The organism is Haloarchaeobius amylolyticus, assembly GCF_026616195.1.
GTDB classification, from domain to species: Archaea; Halobacteriota; Halobacteria; order Halobacteriales; family Natrialbaceae; genus Haloarchaeobius; species Haloarchaeobius amylolyticus.
The window spans coordinates 62,693-81,788 of record NZ_JANHDH010000001.1; the positions used below are offsets into that span (position 1 = coordinate 62,693).

The 19,096-nt window shown below is 68.0% G+C and carries 21 protein-coding genes; 13 read left to right on the forward strand and 8 right to left on the reverse strand.

Annotated features, from left to right (window positions below):
• Window positions 1–10: 10 nt before the first annotated feature.
• Together NOV86_RS00345 and NOV86_RS00350 are read right to left on the reverse strand one after the other, a co-directional pair.
• On the reverse strand, window positions 11–517 hold the full coding sequence (locus NOV86_RS00345) for a nitroreductase/quinone reductase family protein (RefSeq protein WP_267639225.1): 507 nt from the start codon (window positions 515–517) through the stop codon (window positions 11–13).
• Window positions 518–589: 72 nt separating this feature from the next.
• Window positions 590–1,183 (reverse strand): hypothetical protein, encoded by a 594-nt coding sequence (locus NOV86_RS00350; RefSeq protein ID WP_267639226.1) that lies wholly within the window; start codon window positions 1,181–1,183, stop codon window positions 590–592.
• A gap of 195 nt (window positions 1,184–1,378) precedes the next feature.
• Here NOV86_RS00350 and NOV86_RS00355 point away from each other — a divergent pair, with 195 nt between their 5' ends.
• The 6 genes from NOV86_RS00355 (at window position 1,379) to NOV86_RS00380 (ending at window position 6,516) form a co-directional block, all read left to right on the forward strand.
• The gene (locus NOV86_RS00355) at window positions 1,379–3,289 is read left to right on the forward strand and encodes a 2-oxoacid:acceptor oxidoreductase subunit alpha (protein ID WP_267639227.1); all 1,911 of its coding nucleotides are present in this window, start codon (window positions 1,379–1,381) and stop codon (window positions 3,287–3,289) included.
• A gap of 3 nt (window positions 3,290–3,292) precedes the next feature.
• Window positions 3,293–4,228 (forward strand): thiamine pyrophosphate-dependent enzyme, encoded by a 936-nt coding sequence (locus NOV86_RS00360; RefSeq protein ID WP_267639228.1) that lies wholly within the window; start codon window positions 3,293–3,295, stop codon window positions 4,226–4,228.
• Window positions 4,229–4,314: 86 nt separating this feature from the next.
• Window positions 4,315–4,743, forward strand: a complete 429-nt coding sequence (gene lrpA1 / locus NOV86_RS00365) for an HTH-type transcriptional regulator LrpA1 (RefSeq protein WP_267639229.1) — start codon at window positions 4,315–4,317, stop codon at window positions 4,741–4,743.
• A gap of 78 nt (window positions 4,744–4,821) precedes the next feature.
• Complete coding sequence (locus NOV86_RS00370; RefSeq protein WP_267639231.1) at window positions 4,822–5,304, forward strand: SRPBCC family protein; 483 nt, start codon at window positions 4,822–4,824, stop codon at window positions 5,302–5,304.
• A 66-nt stretch (window positions 5,305–5,370) separates the two neighbouring features.
• On the forward strand, window positions 5,371–5,925 hold the full coding sequence (locus NOV86_RS00375; RefSeq protein WP_267639232.1) for an NAD(P)/FAD-dependent oxidoreductase: 555 nt from the start codon (window positions 5,371–5,373) through the stop codon (window positions 5,923–5,925).
• Between the two features lie 51 nt (window positions 5,926–5,976).
• A complete protein-coding gene (locus tag NOV86_RS00380; RefSeq protein WP_267639233.1) occupies window positions 5,977–6,516 on the forward strand; it encodes a hypothetical protein in 540 nt (179 codons plus the stop codon).
• Window positions 6,517–6,528: 12 nt separating this feature from the next.
• On the opposite strand, the gene NOV86_RS00385 is transcribed toward NOV86_RS00380, so the two are convergent.
• Window positions 6,529–7,386, reverse strand: a complete 858-nt coding sequence (locus NOV86_RS00385) for a DMT family transporter (protein WP_267639234.1) — start codon at window positions 7,384–7,386, stop codon at window positions 6,529–6,531.
• 97 nt (window positions 7,387–7,483) lie between these two features.
• On the opposite strand from NOV86_RS00385, the gene NOV86_RS00390 reads away from it, so the two are divergent.
• The gene (locus NOV86_RS00390) at window positions 7,484–8,434 is read left to right on the forward strand and encodes a DMT family transporter (RefSeq protein WP_267639235.1); all 951 of its coding nucleotides are present in this window, start codon (window positions 7,484–7,486) and stop codon (window positions 8,432–8,434) included.
• A 47-nt stretch (window positions 8,435–8,481) separates the two neighbouring features.
• Window positions 8,482–8,652 (forward strand): hypothetical protein, encoded by a 171-nt coding sequence (locus NOV86_RS00395; RefSeq protein ID WP_267639236.1) that lies wholly within the window; start codon window positions 8,482–8,484, stop codon window positions 8,650–8,652.
• Between the two features lies 1 nt (window position 8,653).
• Here NOV86_RS00395 and queC read toward each other — a convergent pair whose 3' ends face one another.
• The 5 genes from queC to NOV86_RS00420 all read right to left on the reverse strand — a co-directional run bounded on the left by queC (window position 8,654) and on the right by NOV86_RS00420 (window position 12,021).
• On the reverse strand, window positions 8,654–9,397 hold the full coding sequence (queC, locus tag NOV86_RS00400) for a 7-cyano-7-deazaguanine synthase QueC (RefSeq protein ID WP_267639237.1): 744 nt from the start codon (window positions 9,395–9,397) through the stop codon (window positions 8,654–8,656).
• Window positions 9,398–9,409: 12 nt separating this feature from the next.
• A complete protein-coding gene (locus tag NOV86_RS00405; protein WP_267639239.1) occupies window positions 9,410–10,267 on the reverse strand; it encodes an RNA ligase family protein in 858 nt (285 codons plus the stop codon).
• Window positions 10,268–10,278: 11 nt separating this feature from the next.
• Window positions 10,279–11,061 (reverse strand): 7-carboxy-7-deazaguanine synthase QueE, encoded by a 783-nt coding sequence (locus tag NOV86_RS00410; RefSeq protein ID WP_267639240.1) that lies wholly within the window; start codon window positions 11,059–11,061, stop codon window positions 10,279–10,281.
• A gap of 1 nt (window position 11,062) precedes the next feature.
• Complete coding sequence (locus tag NOV86_RS00415; RefSeq protein ID WP_267639241.1) at window positions 11,063–11,530, reverse strand: 6-pyruvoyl trahydropterin synthase family protein; 468 nt, start codon at window positions 11,528–11,530, stop codon at window positions 11,063–11,065.
• 131 nt (window positions 11,531–11,661) lie between these two features.
• Window positions 11,662–12,021, reverse strand: coding sequence for a winged helix-turn-helix domain-containing protein (locus tag NOV86_RS00420; protein ID WP_267639243.1), 360 nt, complete (start codon window positions 12,019–12,021; stop codon window positions 11,662–11,664).
• A gap of 107 nt (window positions 12,022–12,128) precedes the next feature.
• On the opposite strand from NOV86_RS00420, the gene NOV86_RS00425 reads away from it, so the two are divergent.
• The 5 genes from NOV86_RS00425 (at window position 12,129) to NOV86_RS00445 (ending at window position 19,092) form a co-directional block, all read left to right on the forward strand.
• A complete protein-coding gene (locus NOV86_RS00425) occupies window positions 12,129–13,028 on the forward strand; it encodes a prenyltransferase (RefSeq protein WP_267639245.1) in 900 nt (299 codons plus the stop codon).
• A 72-nt stretch (window positions 13,029–13,100) separates the two neighbouring features.
• Entirely contained in the window at window positions 13,101–13,682 is a 582-nt protein-coding gene (locus tag NOV86_RS00430; protein WP_267639246.1) for a chemotaxis protein CheW, read from the forward strand.
• 127 nt (window positions 13,683–13,809) lie between these two features.
• Window positions 13,810–14,172 (forward strand): chemotaxis protein CheY, encoded by a 363-nt coding sequence (gene cheY, locus NOV86_RS00435; protein ID WP_267639248.1) that lies wholly within the window; start codon window positions 13,810–13,812, stop codon window positions 14,170–14,172.
• The gene (cheB, locus tag NOV86_RS00440; protein ID WP_267639249.1) at window positions 14,169–15,269 is read left to right on the forward strand and encodes a chemotaxis-specific protein-glutamate methyltransferase CheB; all 1,101 of its coding nucleotides are present in this window, start codon (window positions 14,169–14,171) and stop codon (window positions 15,267–15,269) included. The genes cheY and cheB overlap by 4 nt, the downstream gene beginning before the upstream one ends.
• Window positions 15,262–19,092 (forward strand): Hpt domain-containing protein, encoded by a 3,831-nt coding sequence (locus NOV86_RS00445; protein WP_267639251.1) that lies wholly within the window; start codon window positions 15,262–15,264, stop codon window positions 19,090–19,092. Before cheB ends, NOV86_RS00445 begins: the two co-directional genes overlap by 8 nt.
• Window positions 19,093–19,096: the final 4 nt, after the last annotated feature.

Sequence of the window (19,096 nt, forward strand, 5' to 3'; positions counted from 1 at the left end):
TCGAGCACCCTCAGTCGTTGTCGAGTACCGTGATGCGGAGCAACACCGTGTTGGCGACCGCCGGCCGCAGTTCGTCGACGGTCGGGAGCCGGTGCCCCTCGATTCTGAGCCCCAGCAGGCGGGCGTTCGCCGGACTCTCCGCCAGCCGTGCCCGGGCGAACCGGGCGACCTCGCGGTCGTCGGGAACCGCGGTCGCGACGCCGTGGACCGTCGCGCCACGGAGCCGGAGTCGAACCTCGTGGCCGCCCTGGAAGTTCTTCCACCAGTTCGAGCGCGTGACGACCGCCACGTCGTAGTCCTCGTCGGCGTCGCCCTCCCAGTAGGTGACCGGGATGGAGTACTCGCGACCGGTCCGCCGCCCCGCGAACCTGATGAGACAGAAGTACCTGCTGAGGAAGACGTGGAGCGGCGAGGCGAGCACCAGCCGGACCACCGGGTTGACCAGCCTGACCAGCGGGCGTGGCGCGGGCTGGACGCGCTCGACCCGGATGGGCGCCTCGGCGGCCGACGATGCCATGCAGAAGGTAGGAGACGCGTGGTGATAACGCGGGCCTCAGCCCGCAGATAGGTGCTGGAGGAAGGGTACTACTCAGCGCGACGAACTGGCGGGCATGAACGGGCCACCGTACTCTCGTTCACTCGCCCCACCGTCGCCGTCGTCGTCGATGTCGATGGTCAGGAGGGCCGTCTCCTCGAGTGCCCGCAGGAAGTGCGCCCGGATGGGCTCTCCGCTGCCCTCGACCAGCACACCGATCCGCTTCCCGGCGTCGCGCCCGTAGGCTGCGACGTAGTCGCGGGCGAACCGGGCGACAGAGCGCCGACGGTTCGAGACGGTCGCGGCGACCACCTGCCACTCGTCGTCCAGCAGCAGCGAGAGCGTCCCGCCCGCCGTGAGCGGTTCCCACCAGTCCCCGCGGCCGATGATGTAGAGCCGGTTCTCGTTGTGCGGGAGGTGGTGGACGCCGACCCTGACGGTCCGTGCCGTGCCCGTCTCCGGGTCGACGACCCGGGCGAGCGTGAGGGCGTCGTCGAACCGACGGCGCAGCGACGTTCGCAACAGGAGGTTCGTCAGTGGCCCGAGCAGCGCGTACCGGAACCGTCGTTCGAGCGGGCGGGTCCGCGTCACCCGGACCGGCAGGCCCGTCTCCCTGCTCTCCAGTGGGTGTCTGGTCTCCGAACTCATGGGTGACCTACGCGGTTCGAGCGGATTAGTGAACGCTAACCATCAGGTGAGTACTGCTAGCAAGCCTCGCAAAATTTGCAACGAGTTCCGGTGTTTATCACAATTAATCCGTGCTAATGTATAGCAAAGGCTTTAGTCGCACTCATTCGAACTTTAGGATACAAAGGTCTCAACGAGGGGCCGTGATTACCGAGCATGACTGATGATGAACTTATCTGGCGAATCGCAGGTGGTTCCGGTGACGGGATCGACTCGACGAGCCAGAACTTCGCGAAAGCCCTGATGCGTGCCGGGCTGCATATCTTCACACACCGACACTATCCGTCGCGCATTCGCGGCGGCCACACCTACGTGGAGATCCGCGCATCTGGGGACGACGTACAGTCTCGGGGAGACGGGTACAACTGCTTGCTCGCCCTTGGCGACTCGTTCGCCCGTAACCCGAAGGAAGAAGCCGTCTACGGTGACGAAGAGATCAAGCCGCTCTCGGAGAACCTCGACGAGCTCCGTGAGGGTGGCATCATCGTCTACGACACCGGCCTCTTCGACGAGGAGGACATCGAGGAGCTGAACCTCGAGGAACGCGCCGAGGAGAACGGCTGGCACCTCTACCCGTTCGACCTTCGCGGCCTCGCGAAGGAGCACGGTCGCGAGGTCATGCGCAACACCGCGGGTGTCGGCGTCACCGCCGCACTGCTGGGCATGGACCTCCAGCACATCGAGGACCTCATGACGGACGCCATGTCCGGCGACATCCTCGAGAACAACCTCGCCATCCTCGAGGAGGCCTACGAGATGGCCGAGGAGCAGTTCGACTTCGAGCACGACCTGCGCGTCCCCACCGGGGAGCACGACGAGGAGCAGGTCCTCGTCTCCGGGTCGAACGCCATCGCCTACGGTGCCATCGACGCCGGCTGCCGCTTCATCGCCGGCTACCCGATGACCCCGTGGACCGACGTGTTCACCATCATGTCCCAGAACCTGCCCCAGATGGGCGGCATCTCCGAGCAGGTCGAGGACGAGATCGCCGCGGCCGCCCTGGCCGTCGGCGCCAGCCACGCCGGCGCGAAGGCCATGTCCGGGTCGTCCGGCGGTGGCTTCGCGCTCATGTCCGAGCCGCTCGGTCTCGCCGAGATGACCGAGACGCCGCTCGTCCTCATCGAGTCCATGCGTGCCGGTCCCTCGACCGGGATGCCGACCAAGCCCGAGCAGGGTGACCTCGAACACGTCCTGTACACCAGCCAGGGCGACTCCCAGCGCGTCGTCTTCGCGCCGGGCAACATCGAGGAGGCGTACGAGCAGACCCGCATGGCGTTCCACATCGCCTACGAGTACCAGATTCCGACCATCCTCATCTACGACCAGAAGCTCTCCGGCGAGAACCAGAACCTCGACGAGAGCTTCTTCGACCGCGAGCCCGACGCGAGCCTGGGCTCGACGCTCACCGAGGAGGAACTGTCCGAGGCGGCCCACGACGTCGCCGGCAAGTTCAAGCGCTTCCAGTCGGACCCCGACGAGACCGAGAACGGCGTCAGCCCGCGCTCCCTGCCGGGACAGAAGGGCGGTCGCTACCTCGCGTCGGGTAACGAGCACTGGCCGTCGGGCCACATCGCCGAGGACCCGGACAACCGCGTCCTCCAGATGGACCGCCGCAAGCGCAAGCTCGAGTCCATCCGCGAGGAGCTGAACGAGGAACACGAGACCCAGCAGACCTACTTCGGCCCCGACGAGGCCGACTACGGTATCATCACCTGGGGCTCCTCCCAGGGTAGCGTGAAGGAGGCCGTCGACCGCCTCAACGACGACGGCCACTCCGTCAGGGCCATCAGCGTCTCCGACATGATGCCGTTCCCGGAGACCGAGGTCACCGAGTTCCTCGAGAGCGTCGAGGAGGCCATGGTCGTCGAGATGAACGCCACGGCCCAGTTCCGTGGCCTGCTCCAGAAGGAGCTCGGCGCCTACGGCGAGAAGCTCTCCTCGCTGCTGAAGTACAACGGCAACCCGTTCGAGCCCGCCGAGATCGTCGAGGGCTACGAGATCAACCTCGACGGCGGCTCCGAGGAACCGGCCTCTCAGGTCCGTATCGAGCCCGCAGCAGGTGATTAGATCATGAGTGCATTCAACGCAATCGGAGAAGACCGCGAGATCGACCGCGACGAGTTCACACCGACGAACGAACCCCAGCCGACCTGGTGTCCGGGGTGCGGTGACTTCGGTGTCCTCAAGGCGCTGAAGCAGGCGCTCCCGGAGGTCGGCCTGAACCCCGAGGAGGTCCTGACCGTCACGGGTATCGGGTGTTCCGGCAAACTGAACAGCTACCTCGACAGCTACGGCTTCCACACCATCCACGGCCGCTCCCTGCCCGTCGCGCGTGCCGCGAAGCTCGCCAACGACGGCCTGGAGGTCATCGCCGCCGGCGGTGACGGTGACGGCTACGGTATCGGCGGGAACCACTTCATGCACACCGCCCGGGAGAACCACGACATGACCTACATCGTGTTCAACAACGAGGTCTTCGGCCTGACGAAGGGCCAGACCTCGCCCACCTCGCCCAAGGGCCACAAGTCGAAGACGACGCCCCACGGGAACACGAAGACCCCCATCCGGCCGCTCTCGCTGGCCCTGACCTCGGGTGCGACGTACATCGCCCGCACCGCCGCGGTCAACCCGAACCAGGCCAAGGAGATCATCAAGGAGGCCATCGAGCACGACGGCTTCGCGCACGTCGACTTCCTCACCCAGTGCCCGACCTGGAACAAGGACGCCCGCCAGTACGTCCCCTACATCGACATCCAGGATTCGGACGACTACGAGCACGACATCCACGACCGCGAGGAGGCCTCGCGCATGATGTACGAGACCGAGACCCAGCTCTACGAGGGGACGGTCCTCACCGGTCGCTACTACGTCGACGAGGACGCCGAGTCCTACCAGGCACAGAAGAAGGACGTCGGTGAGATGCCCGAGGAGCCGCTCGCCGAGCGCTACTTCGACGACGACTACGACTGGGAGCGTAGCTACGACCTGCTCGACCGCCACAAGTAATCGCGGCCCCGACCGGCTGCCTCGCCCCGCGAGGTCCGGTTCACGGATTCAAAAGATATTTTTCCGCGTGGGAAAATCTGTCTACTATGAGTACGCAGTCGACGGCCGACCGCATCCTGTCGGTTCTCGAAGAGGATGCCCAGGCCTCCTACGCCGAGATCGCGGACCGGGCGGACGTCTCGAAACCGACGGTCAGGAAGTACATCCGCAAACTGGAGGACGAGGGTGTCATCGTCGGCTACTCCGCCGACGTGGACCCGAAGAAGCTCTCCAGCCAGTCCATCGCCATGGTCGGCATCGACGTGGACAGTGGGAGCTACGTCGAGACCACCCGGACCCTGAAGGAGCTGGACTCGGTCGAGTCGCTGTACACCTCCAGCGGGGACCACATGCTGATGGCCGAGGTGCGGGCGGCCGACGGTGACGCGCTCGGGGACGTCATCCACGACGAGATCCTCGCCATCGAGGGCGTGACCGCCGCCCACCCGTCGTTCCTGCAGGAGCGACTGAAGTAGCCGTCGACTGCGCGGGCCACCGCGACGCCCGGTTCCGCATCCCGCGTTCTTTTCCCGGCGCTGGCCCTACCCTCGTCCATGCCTACCTACCGCCGCGAGACCGTCGTCCGCGCGCCCTTCGAGGACGTCTGGGAGTTCCACTCGAAGGTCTCCGGCCTCGAAGCCCTCACGCCCGACTGGATGCACCTCCGCGTCGAATCGGTCACCGGCCCCGACGGCGACCCGGACCCCGGCATCCTCGAACCCGGCGCCGAGATCGACATGTCGATGCGCCCCCTGAACGTCGGCCCGCGCCAGCGCTGGACCTCCGTCATCACCGAGCGCGAGGAGGACGACGGCGCGGCGTTCTTCCGCGACGAGATGCGCGGCGGCCCCTTCCGGAAGTGGGTCCACACCCATAGCTTCTACGCGACCGACGGCGGCACCAAGGTCGAGGACCGGGTGGAGTACCGCCTGCCACTGGGCGGCCTCGGCGACATCGCGGGGCCGCTGGCCTGGGTCGGCTTCGAGCCCATGTTCCGGGCGCGCCACAGGGCGACGAAGAAACTGCTCGAGTCCTGACCCAGGTACCGGCACTGGCGTCGGGGTAGCACGACCCTTTTCTGCCGTGGCGTGCTATCACTGCGCATGGCTCACGTAGTCGTCGTCGGTGGCGGACCGGCAGGACTGTCCGCCGCCCTGTTCACCGCGAAGAACGGCCTCGAGACGACCGTCTTCGACACCGACGGGACCTGGATGCACAAAGCTCATCTATTCAACTACCTCGGCATCGAGTCCGAGGACGGCTCGGCGTTCATGGACGACGCCCGCGAGCAGGTCGACGACTTCGGCGTCGACCGCCACCAGGGCGAGGAGGTCACCGGCGTCGAGGCCGCCGGCGACGGCTTCACCGTCACCACAGCGGACGACGAGTACGAGGCGGACTACGTCGTGCTCGCGACCGGCGCGAACCGTGACCTCGCCGAGGGCCTCGGCTGTGACTTCGACGGCGACGTGGTCGACGTGGGCGTCTCCATGGAGACGAGCGTCGCGGACGCCTACGCGACCGGCGCGATGGTCCGCGACCAGGAGTGGCAGGCCATCATCTCCGCCGGGGACGGTGCGGCCGCCGCCCTGAACATCCTCTCGAAGGAGGAGGGCGAGCACTTCCACGACTTCGACACGCCCGAAGACGCGGAGTGACCCCGGCGGGTTCCACACAAAGTACTTACATTTTTGCGGGGAAGGTCGACTGTGCAGGACACGACCAGGTACGGCCTCGCGACGCTCTCGGGGCTTGCGATTCTCGGAGGACCGTCACTCCCGGGCGGCGGTCTCTGGACGAACCTCGACTGGCTGTTCTCGACCGGTGTCGTGCTGGTCGTCTTCGGGGTCACTGGAACGCTCTGGCGGTCGGTTGACTGGCTGCCAGACCGTAATTTCACTCGTCTTCTGGCCGTGTCGTCCGTCTCGATACTCGCCGCAGCCGCGGGCGGCCACCTGCTCCTCTCCGGGGAACCCTGGCTCAAGGCATCGTTCGGACTCGTCGGTCTCGGCGTCCCGTTGCTCATCGCGTCGGACTCGACACGTGAGGCTGCCCTGATACTGGGTGGTTTCTACGTCTTGTTGCCAGTCATGATGGTCGCGAAAACGCTGGCAGACGGCTGGAGTGCACCGTGGGCCGCGGCCTACGTCTCCGCCGTCGTCGTGAGCGCGGTCGCATGGAGTTTCGTCGCGGGGCCGCTGTTCTACGTCTTCCGGCCGACCGCGACGAAGGACGGGCCCGGGACGTAGAACCAGTCTCCGCTACGACTGCGCCAGCACCACACCGGCGAGCACCAGCACCCCACCTACGACGGTCGTCACCGTCACGGGTTCCGAGAGATAGACCGCCCCCAGCGCGACCGTCACGGCCGGCTCGACCGTGCTCAGGACGCTGGCGCGGCTCGCGCCGACGCGCTGGATGCCCGCGAAGAAGGCGAAGATGGGGACGATGGTCGCGACGAGCGAGATGCCGACCACCACGCTCCACTGGGCCGGGCCCGCAGGGACCGACAGCGTCCCGGTCAGGCTCCCGACCGCGAGAAAGGCGCCGCCGGCTGCGGGCAGGACGTGCGCCGTCAGCGTCCGGGGCCGGACCGAGTCCAGTGCCATCCCGCTGGCGGTGATGTAGCCGGCGTAGACGACCGCGGCGGCGAGCACGATGGTCACGCCGAGTGGGTCCGCACCTGCCGGGTCGACGCCGAGGACCAGCGCCACCCCGGCGAGACAGAGCACGAGCGCGGCGACGAGCCGGGGCGTGACGGTCTCGCGCCCGCTCAGGAGCGCGAGGCAGACGACGAACGCCGGGTAGGTGTAGAGGACGATGCCCGCCAGTCCGGCCGTGAGGTAGCCCAGCCCGACGAAGTAGAGACCACTCATCAGGGCGTAGCCGAGAGTCCCGAGGCCGAGAGCGACCGCGAGCCCGCGCCCCGTGAGGACGCTGGCGTTGCCACGCATACTCAGGACTCCCCAGACGAGCAGGCTGGCGATGACGAATCGGGCGGCGAGCAGCGTCGGGACTGTCAGGCCGGCGGCCTCGGCGAGCTTGCCGAAGATACCGAGAGTCCCGAAGCCGACCGCGGAGACGACGACGAGCAACGCACCGGTGGTCTCTTCGTCCACGTGGGGTCGCACTCGGTGGAGGGGGTAAACCCCCGCGATTCGCCGCCGGCGTGCCGGTTCCGCAAGCAGTATGGTGGGCGGTTGCATCGATGGCTCTGTGTTCGCCGGACTCGCCGCCAGAACCGACGACGTGCCGCCGTGGGTCGCCCTCGTCGTGGCCGTCCTCGCGGTCAGCACGAGCGCCCCGCTCGTCCGCCTCTCGGAGGCCCCGAGCACCGTGAAGGCGCTCTACCGCGTCGCGTTCATGACGGCCATCGTCGCCCCCATCGCCCTGCGGCGGGGCTCCGGCGACTTCGAACGCATCGGCCGCAAGGACCTCGGCGTCGCCCTGGTCGCGGGTGTCGCGCTCGCGGCGCACTTCGCGCTCTGGTTCGTGAGCCTCGATTTGACCACTATCGCAGCCAGTGCGACGCTCGTCCAGACGCAACCCCTCTTCGTCGCGCTTGGCGGGTGGGCGCTGCTGGACGAGCGCGTGACGACGAAGACCGTCGTCGGCATCCTCATCGCGGTCCTCGGCGCGTCGCTGATGGGCCTCGACGCCGCCTCGAACTCGGGGGCCAGTGCGCCCCTGCTCGGGAACGTGCTGGCGGTGCTGGCGGCCGCGATGGCCTCCGGCTACGTGCTGGCGGGTCGGTCGCTCCGCCAGCGGATTCGCGTGTTCCCGTACGTCACCGTCGTCTACGCGGCCTGTACCGTGGTGCTGCTCGGGGTGGTGCTCGTGCAGGGCCACGACCTCCTCGGCTACCCGCCCCGGGAGTGGGCCCTGTTCCTCGCGATGGCGGTCGGCCCCGGTATCTTCGGCCACACCGTCGTCAACTGGGTGCTGGAGCGCGTGGAGTCCTGGGTCGTGAGCGTCTCGCTCCTTGGCGAGCCGGTCGGGAGCGCCCTCCTCGCGCTGGCGCTGTTCGCGGAGGTCCCCGGCCTGCTCACCATCGGCGGTGGCGCCGTGGTACTCGTCGGTATCGGCCTGACCGTGTTCTCTCGGGAGAAGGGCGACACGGACGACGAGGACGTCGACTCTGCGAGGGCCGACGTTCCCGCCGAGTGAAAACGACTGTTCGCTGTCAAGTGCTGCCGGGACCAACTCTCACGCGTATGCGACTCGAACTCTGGCGACTGGGCGCGCTCGGGACGTTCGGCGTGTTCGGCGTCCTGACGGACGAGCCGGCCCTGTACGCACTGTTCGCGCTGTTCGCGTTCTTCGGGAGCGACCGGACCGTCGAGGTGCCGGTCCCGGGGCTGTCGGAAGAAGGGTCGGCGGAGTAGGTCAGTCGGCGTACTCGGGGCGCTCGGCGTACTCGATGGGGTCGCGCACCCCGACGTTCTGGAAGGCCTCCAGTCGGAAGGCACAGGAGTCACAGGTGCCACAGGCGGGTTCGTTCGCCCGGTAGCAGCTCCAGGTGTGCTCGTAGGGCACGTCGAGGTCGACGCCGCGGCGGGCGATGTCGGTCTTCGACCACTCGACGAAGGGCGCCTCGATGCTGATGTCGGTCTCTGGCTTCGTGCCCACGTCGACCACGTTCTCGAACGCCTCGAAGAACGCGGGCCGGCAGTCGGGGTAGCCCGCGAAGTCCTCGGAGTGCGCGCCGATGAACACCGCGTCACAGTCGTTGGCCTCGGCGTAGGAGACCGCCATCGAGAGCAGGTTCGCGTTCCGGAACGGGACGTAGGTGTCCGGAATCTCGTCGTCTTCGGCGTCGGGGTCGGCGTCTTCGACCGCCATCTCGTCGTCGGTGAGCGACGACGCGCCGATCTTCTTCAGGTGACCCGTCTCGATGTGGAGGAAGTCGGCGGCGTCGACCTCGGCTGCGAGCTGGCGGGCGCACTCGTACTCGCGGTCCTCGGTGTTCTGGCCGTAGGACGTGTGGAGCAGGTAGAGGTCGTACCCGCGGGACTTCGCCTCGTAGGCGGCGGTCGCGGAGTCCATCCCGCCGGAGGCGAGGACGACGGCGCGCCTGTCGGACTGGTCGGTGGACGATTCGTCGGTCGTGGTGTCGGTGTCTGCTGGCATGGTCGTGGAATATCAGGCTGTCTCGGTGTCGATGCGGTGCAGGAGCGTCTGGACCCGGCCGGCGACGGCGGACCGGACGCTGGCCGGGTCGACCGAACTCTCGTGGTGGGTGAGGCGGCCGTACTCGGCGCGGAAGACGCGGTCGAGGACGTGCTGGTGGACCGTCTCGGCCTTCGGCGGGGAGCCACCGGCGCGGTCGGTCAGGTCCCGGACGACTCGCCGGACCAGCCCCTCGGAGACGACGCGCTCGGTGAACGCTTCTGGAGAGGTGTCGACCGGCTCGGGCCCAGCGGTCGCGTCGAGCCGGTCCGAGGCGATGCTGGCCCGGAGCCCGCGCTTGTTCTTGACGACGACGCCCGCGGCGGGGCCGTCGTACCACTCCGAGTCGGGGACCTCGTAGCTCTCGGGCTGGAAGTGCTTCGCCGGGACCTCCCGGTCGAAGGTGTTCACGGACGCGAGGCCGATGCCCTCGACCACCTTCTCGGCGAGGTCCGGCGGGAGGAAGGCGTCGCGGTCGGCGGCCCAGACGTCGAACCCGACGAAGCTCGGGACGCGGTCCCAGTCGTAGTCGATTGTCCGGCGGTGCATCGCCGCCCCGAAGACGACGAGGTCGCCCGCGCTGTCGACCGCCTCCTGCAGGGCGTCGCGGTCGACCGTCTCGCGGACGTGCCTGACCGCGTGGCGGTACTGTTCCGGAATCTCACCCTCGGTCCAGACACGCGTCCGGTCGCCGAAGGCGAGGACGCCCGTCTCCTGCGTGGTGAACCGGAGGTGGGCCCCGTCGAGCTGCTCGGTCAGCCAGAGGTGGCCCTGCTCGAACAGCTCGGCGGGGGCGTCCGCGGCGTCGGGGATGGGCGGGTACTGGTGCATCGTGATGCCTGTCAGGTCTCGGGGGCGTCGTTCCAGAGGTCCACGTGCAAGCGTGGTGTGTACCGGTAGCCGTACTCCATCGCGAGTTCGGCGACGGGCTGGCGCGTCTCCGCGAGCCGGTCGCGGGTCGCCCCCTCCGGCATGAGCAGTATCTCGTCGTCGCGGATGGTGGCGCTGGTGGCCTGCCGGACGTCGGCGACGAGCGACTCGATCTCGGGCATGTCGTCGGGGCCCGTGACCACGAACTTCAGCTGGCGGTCGTACTCGTCGACGAGCCGGGCGAGGGCGTCGACGTCGATGCGGTTCGCCTCGTGGCGCTCCGCCCAGTCGTCGCTCTCGACCGGCTCGCCGTCGTCGCGGGCGGTCTCCGGCGTCGGCGTGCTGTTCGCCAACTTCGGCGAGATGGAGGCGAGGTCGATGGGCGCGTCGCGGTAGATGGTCCCGTTCGTCTCGACGGTGGTGTGATAGCCACGGTCGTCGAGTTCGTGCAGCAGGTCGACGACGTCGTCGTGGATGAGCGGTTCGCCGCCGGTGACGACGACGTGGTCGGCCTGCTCGTGGGACTCGACCTCCGCGACGATGTCCTCGATGGCCATCCACGCGTGGGTCGGCTCCCACGAGGTGTGGTAGGAGTCACAGAACCAGCACCGGAGGTTGCAGCCGCTCGTCCGGACGAAGACGCTGGGGACGCCCGCGAGGACGCCCTCGCCCTGGACCGAGTAGAACAGCTCGTTGATGGGGAGGTCGCCCGCCTCGCCGGCGTTCTCGTGCGGTGCCTCGCTCGTGACGGGCATCTCAGAGCTCGCTCCCGCCGCAGAGTTCGGCCGTCTCGGCCACCTGGACGGCGACGTCGGTGACGTTGTCCGGCAGGCGCTCCATGAACTTCTCCTCGAGGAGGACGGACATCACCTCGGCCGTCGGCGGGTGGTCGATGACGACGAGGCCGTCCTCGTCCCCGGCGGCCTCGAAGGCGTCGACGAGCGGGTCGCCGGCTTCGAGGAGGAACCGGTGGTCCCACTCGTCGATGATGGATGTCACGTCGCCCTTGTCGACCACCCAGCCCTCCTCGCTGAGGGTCCCGGTGATGCTGACGGTTATCTCGTAGTTGTGGCCGTGGGGGCGCGAGCACTTGCCCTCGTGGTGGAGGATTCGATGGCCTGTACTGATTCGGATCGGGCGGTCGCGGCCGACGTGGAGCGTCCGCTCGTGGCTGGAGAGGTCGCGGAGGGGCGGCTCGCTCTCGTCGAGTGCGCCTGGAGTCATACCTCGATATTATCCGAGGAGCACTTGAGTCTGCTGATGCGAAGACAGGACCGGGAGTCGCCACGGCGAGAACGGCGTCGGCTTCGATACTGGCCAGTATGCGGCACCGGCAGCGAGAGAACGTCGCGTGGTCAGTCGTCCATCTTGTCCTGTAACCTGTTCTTCGCCTCCGATCGTTCCTTCCGGGAGAACGACGGGTCCGGGTCCGAGAAGTCGACCGCGAGTTCGTCGAGCGTCCGTCGGTAGACGTTCGTCCGTCGGCCCTCGTCCGAGAGCTGTCGCCCCTCGCACTGGAGCAGCCCCGTCTCGACCAGTTCCTCGATACGTCGGTAGCAGGTCGCGATCGGGATGCCCACCTCCTCGCTGAGTTCCTGTGCCGACGTGGGTGTCTGTGCCGCACAGAGTATCTCCGCACTGTACTTGTTACCGAGCGTGGCGAGGACCTCCGTCGCGTGGTCCTCGCTTTTGCCCTGCCAGCTAGTCGAAGCCATCCGATGACCCATTCTCGATTATGAGAATTGAATCTTATGGTAGCCTGAAAAAGTAAGCACAGTAACAGAAGCGCGGTGTTAGGTAGCTCCAATCGCTACCCACTGGCATGTCACGGGCCCGGTTACAGAAGGTGTCCGCACTCTGGGAGATGGCCCGACCTTCCCAGCTCGCGCTCATCGTGCTGGTCTACGGGCTGGGGGTGGCCATGGCCGCGGCCCGCGGCGTGGCAGTCGCTCCGGCGGCGGTGTTGGCAGCCGGTCTCGCACTCCTGCCGACGGCCGCGAGCGTCCACCACGTCAACGAGTACGTGGACCACGAGACCGACGCGCTGACCGACCCGACCCCGTTCTCCGGCGGCAGCGGGGCGCTCCCCCGGACGGGGCTTCCACCGCGGTTCGCCCTGCGGGCGGCGCTGGGCAGCCTCGCCGTCGGGACCGTCGCGACCGTCGCCGGGGTGGCTGTCGGATTGCTCTCCGGGGTCGCCGTCGCCATCCTGGTCGTCATCACGGTCCTCGGCTGGGCGTACTCGGTCGGGCCGGCGCTCGCCTGGCGCGGGCTGGGCGAGGTGACGAACGCGCTCCTCGGCGGTATCTGCCTGCCACTGTACGGGTTCGTCGTGGTCGGCGGGCGGGTCGACGCCCCGGCGGTCCTCGCCGTTGTCCCGTTCGCCGTCTACGTGTTCACGAACCTGCTGGCGACGCAGTGGCCCGACCGCGAGGCCGACGCGACGGTGGGCAAACGGACGCTCCCGACGCGGTGGTCCCCGGCACGGCTCCGCCGGGCCCATCTGGCCAGTGCCACCCTCTCGCTCGGCCTGCTGGCGGTGCTTCCGCTGCTGGAGCTGCTCCCGCCCGCCGTCGGCTGGTCGAGCCTGCTCGTCCTCCCGGGTGCCGTCGTCGCCGCCCGGCGGTTCACGGTCGTCCGGTCGCCCTTCCCCACGGTCGCCGTGATGGTCACCATGGCCGCCATCCAGTTCCTGGCCTGGACGGCGCTCGCCGTCCTCTGACCGGCTGTCCGGGACAGCGTGGCCGGGTCGGGGGTCAACGTTTTTACCTAGCGGGGGAGATACCCGATAACGATGTCAACGGACCTGCCCGACGAGTTGCTGGATATCGACGTCGAGAACCCCGAGGAGGGGGAGGACGAACCCGAAACGGAGATTCAAAGCGACCGGTCGCCCGATGACGAGGACGAGGAGATCGAACGGTTCGTCGTGTTCCGCCTCGGCGAGCACCGGTTCGCCATCAGCGTCGACGCCGTCAAGAGCATCGTGAAGGTCAAGGAGTGGACCCGCGTCCCCCGGACCTCGCCGGCCATCGACGGCATCATGGACCTGCGCGGTGAGATCACCGCGGTCATCGAACCCCGCGTCCACTTCCACGTCGAGGAGGAACCGGCCGACCTGAACCGCCAGCGCATCATCGTCTTCGACCGTGCCGCCGACAAGCAGGGTGTCGGCATCCGTGTCGACGACGTGGAGGGGGTCGACCTGATTCCGCTCCGGTCCATCGTCCCCAGCGAGCACGCCGAGGACGAGACCGGCGACCACCCGCTCGTGACCGCGGTCATCTACCGGGAAGACGATGGTCAGGTCGTCGACACGATGGGGTTGCTCGACATCAAAGGACTCATCCAGGCGTCCGGGCAAGCAGCCGAGTGAACCGTTCGGTCCGAATCCGCCGGTAAGCAACCCGTCACCGGTCCGTTCTACCGATTATCGCCACTGATAACGGGGCAACAGCATTTATGTCCACGCTTGGTCTACCGTGGCTTGGTGTATTAACTGAATGTCGACAGGGGTGCTCATCGTGGACGACTCTCATTTTATGCGGAACCTCCTCAGGCAGATTCTGGAGGACGAGTACGAGATCGTAGGAGAGGCGTCCAACGGGGCCGAAGCGGTCAAACTGTACAAAGAAGAGAACCCGGACATCGTGATGATGGACATCGTGATGCCGAAGTGTAATGGAATCAAGGCGACAGCTGCCATCAAGAAGCTCGACCCGAGTTCACGTGTCATCATGTGCACATCGGTTGGCCAGCGCGAGAAGATGAAGCTCGCGGTCAAAGCCGGTGCGGATGGCTACGTGACCAAACCGTTCGAGGAACCCAGCGTCCGCAAAGCGCTGAAAGACGTCGTCCCTGCATGACGAGCGTGCTGGTTGTCGACGATTCGCAGTTCATGCGGACGGTCATCGGCAACATCCTCGCCGACGACGGGTACGAGGTCTACAGCGCCAGCAACGGCAAGAAGGCAGTCGAAGCGGTCGCCGAACACGACCCCGATATCGTCACGATGGACGTCCAGATGCCCGGCATGAACGGCATCGACGCCGTCACCGAGATCATGGCGACGAACCCCACCCCCATCCTGATGCTCAGCGCACACACGAGCAAGGGGGCCGACGAGACGTTCGAAGCCCTGGACCGGGGCGCGGTGGACTTCCTCGCCAAACCGAGCGGCGAGGTCTCACCGAACATCGCCAGCCTGGCGGACAGGCTGGTCGAGAAGGTCCAGGCCGTCGCCAGCGTCGACGCGTCGTCGATGAAGTCGCGTTCGAAGGCGCGGGCGGCAGCCGGCGGCGGCCAGACCGGGGACCGCACCGGAACGGACGAATCGAGCGACGGAGCGACGACCAGCCGGTCGTACGTCAAGCACCCGACCGTCGTCATCGGCGCGTCCACGGGCGGCCCGAAGGTCGTCGAGCAGATCGTGACGAACCTGCCGGTCGCACTCGGCGCGAAGGTACTGGTCGTCCAGCACATGCCGGCCTCGTTCACCGACCGCCTCGCCGCCCGCCTCGACAGGCTGTCGAACTACGACGTCCACGAGGCGACCGACGGGCTCCGCCTGCGCGACGGCGACATCGCCATCGCGCGCGGGGACTACCACATGGAGGTGGTCTCGAACGTGGCCGGGAACGTCCGCGTCCGGCTCACCCAGGACGAGCGCCGCCACGGCGTCCGCCCCGCCATCGACGTGACCATGGAGACGGCGGCCGAGCGCGTCTCGGACCCGCTCTGTGGCGTCACGCTCACCGGCATGGGCAAGGACGGCGCGGCCGGCATGGTCGCCATCAAGGAGGCCGGCGGCGCGACCATCGCGCAGGACGAAGCATCGAGCCCCGTCTTCGGTATCCCGCAGAAGGCTATCGAGACCGGGTGTGTCGACCAGGTGCTCTCGGCGACCGACATCCCCGAGGGCATCTGTTCGGTCTTCACGCAGGAGGCACAGAGCCATGGATGAGTACCTCAGGGACTTCGTGCAGGAGTCCGAAGAGAACATCACGGAGCTGAACAACGCGCTCCTCGAACTCGAGCGCGACCCCGACGACGACGAGGCGATGGGCCGCATCTTCCGGATGGCCCACACCCTCAAGGGCAACGCGGGTGCGATGGGGTTCGAGGAAGCATCGAACCTCGCACACGCCATCGAGGACCTCCTCGAGGCGGTGCGCTCCGGGGAGGTCGACGTCACGCCGGAACTGATGGACGAGGTCTTCGCGGGCGTCGACGAGCTGGAGACGATGCTCGACGACCTCCGGACCTACGGCGAGATCCGCACCGACGCCTCGGACACCATCGAGCGCCTCCGCGAGGTCAAGGAGGCCGAGACGGGCGTCCCGACCATCACGGACCCGGACGGCCCGGCCCTCGACGAGGCCGTCGAGGCCGCCGGCGAACTCACCGACGAGTCCCACGACGTCTACCACGTCCGCCTCGCCATCGAGGAGAACGAGGAGCGCCAGAACGGCCGGCTGGTCGTGAAGGCGCTCGCGGACGCGTTCGACCTCCTCGGGACGGTCCCGGACGAGGACGCCCTCGCCTCGGGCGACTACGACGGCACCGTCGACGCGGTGTTCGGCAGCGCCGTCGGCGAGGCGGCCATCTCCGCTGCACTCGACCCTGTCGACGCGGTCGCGGACGACCGCATCACGGAGGTGACCGACCGCTACGAGGACGCCAACGTCGAACAGACCGTCGTCGAGGACGAGTTCGACGACCTCTTCGAGGAGGACCCCGGCGCGGACATCGACGCCGAGACCGCACAGGACATGTCCGTCGACGACCTCCTCTCGGAGTTCGACGAGTACGACGACCTCGACGCGATGGTCGAGGAGATGGACGACGTCTCCGGGTTCGACGACCTCGGCGACGCCGGCTCCTTCGACGACATCGACTTCGGTGACGAACTCGAGGAGGGGCCCGCAGGCACGGGCGAACCCGCCGCCGAGGCCGACCTCGGGTTCGACGAGGCCGACTCGGACGAGGGCGAACCCGCCGCCGATTCCGAACCGGAACCGGCACCCGCCGAGGACCCCGACGAGGAGGTCGACGACGCGGCGGCGACCTTCGCGGAACTCAAACAGGAGGTCGACCCCGTCGGCTTCGACGAACTCCAGGACGAACTCGCCGAACTCGAGTTCGACGAGTACTCCGACGAGGAGGAGGTCGGCTTCGACGAACTCCTCGGCGACGACTTCGAGGAGCGAGACGACGACTTCTTCGCCCAGGGCGAGTCCGCCGTCAGCAGTGGCCAGGACGAGGTCACGATGGACGAACTCGTCGGCGACGACGTCGCCGGGTTCGAGGACGCGGACGAACCGACCGCCGAGGAGTCCGACGACCTCGACTTCGGTGACGGCTTCGCCGACGACGGCGAGTCGGCACTGGCCGACGCGGACTCCGGCCTCGACGTCGACGAGGCGTTCGACACCGGCGACGAACCGGCCGACGCTGTGGAGACGGACCCGGCCGATGCTGATACGGCCGACCCCATCGAGGCGGACCCGGCAGCGGCCGACGCGGCCGACGCCGAGTCTGCCGACGCAGCGGCCGAGGCCGACGAGGCGGACATCGGGTTCGAAGATGCTGACGAGCCGACCGACACCGGGTTCGAGGACGCCGACGAGGCGGACGACTTCGGCGAGGTCGCCGAGTTCGACGAACCCGAGGAGTCGGCCACCGCCGAGTTCGGCGACGACCTCGCCGACGAGGAACCGGTCGAACTCACGGAGGCCGACGACGCCGTCGAGACCGAGGCAGCCGCGGCGGCCGAGGAATCCACCGACGAGGACGACCTCGACCTCGAGGCGGCCGACGAGACTCCCGCACCCGAGGAAGTCGATGAAATCGACCTCGACGAGCCCGACGACGCGGACGTCTCCGACGAGAGTCCCCCGGCGGACACCGTCGAGGCCGAGGCACCCATCGAGGCCGACGAGCCGGCCGGGCCGGAAGCGGCCGACGACTCGGACGACTTCGGGGCCGGGAGCTTCGACGAGCCGACCGGGTTCGACGCCGACTCGACCGAGGGCGATGCCTTCGGCGACGACCTCGGCGACGACTTCGAACTCGACGCGGCGGACCCGTCCGAGACGGCCGCCGCGGCCGCCGACGCGAGCATCACGGACGGCGAGTCCGACGATGCCGCGGCGGCAGACGCCGACATCGAGTCCGCAGAACAGGCCGAGGCAGCGTCGCTCGAAGACGTCGACGCGGCCGACGCGGACGGCGAGTCCGCCGACGCCGCCGGCGATGACGAGGAACTCACGCCACTGGAGCGGGCCCGCGCTCGCTCCGACCCGGACCTCGACGACGTCGAGGTCGGCGAGTTCGAACTCGACGAGCCGGAGGAGGCCGACACCGCGGCGGCGTCGGTCGACACCGGCGACTTCGGCGACGACCTCGGGGACGGCGACTTCGATGCCGGCCCCGACACCGCGGCCGACGCCAGCAGTTACGGCGGCGGCTTCGACGACCCCGGCCTCGACTACGGCGACTTCGACGAACCGGAAGCGCCGTCGGCAGACGAGGGTGACGACGCCGAGACGGCCGACGCCGGCCCGACCGGCCCGGTCGTCGACGCCTCGGAGTACGAGGTCGACATCCAGACCCTCGGCGACGAGGAGAGCGAGAGCGACACGGAGAGCGAGATACAGTCCATCCGTGTCGACGTCGAACAGGTCGACAAACTGCTCAACCTCGTCGAGGGACTGGTCACCAGCCGCGTCCGGCTCCGCCGGACCGTCGAGGAGGGCGCCGACCCCGGCGAACTCGACGACGAACTGGACGAGTTGGAGGACCTGACGGGTGAACTCCAGGACACCGTCATGGACGTCCGACTGGTCCCGGTGAAGATGGTCGCGAACAAGCTCCCGCGCGTCGTGCGGGACATCTCCCGCGAACAGGACAAGCAGGTCGCCTTCGAGATGCAGGGCGAGTCGGTCGAACTCGACCGGTCCATCCTCGACCAGATCTCGGACCCGCTGGTCCACATCGTGCGCAACGCGGTCGACCACGGCATCGAATCCCCCGAGGAACGCGCAGAGCTGGACAAGCCCGACGAAGGGCACATCACCCTCAGCGTCGAGCGCGCCCGCGACCAGGTCGTCATCGAGGTCGAAGACGACGGCCGCGGGCTCGACCCCGACCGCCTCCGCGAGGAGGCTGTCGAGGAAGGTATCCTCACGGCCGAGGAGGCCGAGGACCTCTCGGACTCGGAGGCGTTCGAACTCGTCTTCCACCCCGGGCTGTCGACGGCGTCGGAGGTCACCGACGTCTCCGGCCGCGGTGTGGGGATGGACGTGGTCAAGAGTACCGTCAACGACCTCGACGGCTCGGTCAGCATCGAATCCGAACCGGGCGAGGGCACCACCATCCGGCTGCTGCTCCCCGTCACCGTGGCTATCGCGGACGTGCTGTTCGTGGAGTCCGGCGACGAGGAGTTCGGCGTGCCGGTGAAGGTCGTGCGCGACATCGGCCCCGCGGTCGACGTGCGCGAAGAGGACGGACAGGAGGTCATCGTCGACGGCGACGAGACGCTCCCGCTGGTCCGCCTGAACGAGGCCCTCGAGACACCGGGTACCCCGCGCAACGGCGACGGGATGTACCTGCGCATCCGCGGTGAGGTCCGCCCCATCGCGGTCCACTGCGACGAGGTCCGCGGCCAGCAAGAGGTCGTCGTGAAGCCGTTCGAGGGCGTCCTCGGCGGCATCCCCGGCCTGAGCGGGGCGACGGTGCTCGGCGAAGGTGAGGTCGTGAACATCCTGGACGTGAAGACACTATGAACGG